This is a genomic window from Streptomyces bugieae, from assembly GCF_036352915.1.
GTDB classification, from domain to species: Bacteria; Actinomycetota; Actinomycetes; order Streptomycetales; family Streptomycetaceae; genus Streptomyces; species Streptomyces endophytica.
In genome coordinates this window covers 1-425 of sequence record NZ_JAZBJP010000195.1, presented here as the reverse complement: position 1 = coordinate 425, position 425 = coordinate 1, and the positions used below count along the sequence as shown (strand labels likewise).

At 70.8% G+C, this 425-nt stretch carries 1 protein-coding gene; it reads left to right on the top strand.

Annotated features, from left to right (window positions below):
* Positions 1–425, top strand: a 425-nt coding sequence (locus V2J85_RS40850; protein WP_330824423.1) for a transposase family protein, incomplete at both ends; no start/stop codon positions are given.

Below are 425 nucleotides of genomic sequence, written 5' to 3'. Positions count from 1 at the left end.
CCCAGCGCGGGATGGTGGCACTGGTGTACCTGCGTGAACACACCACTCCGGTGAGGATCGCCGCAGGGTCCGGGATCAGCGAGTCCACCGCCCACACCTACACCAGCGCAGTCGTCGACCTGCTCGCCGCCCGTGCTCCGGGTCTGCTGAAGACGCTGCGCGAGCATGATCCCGACTTCGTCCTGCCCGACGGGACTCTCGCCGAGTACGACCGGGTCGGCGACGGCCGGGCCGACCACTCCCACAAACACCGGCCCCACGGCGTGAACGTGCAGGTCGTCACCGATCACGACGGCCGGCTGCTGTGGCTCTCGCCCGCCCTGCCGGGCCGCACCCACGACCTGACCGCCGCCCGCACCCACCGAATCATCCGGATCTGCGAGCGCCAGGGCGTTCCCATCATGGCCGATCCCGCCCACCAGGGC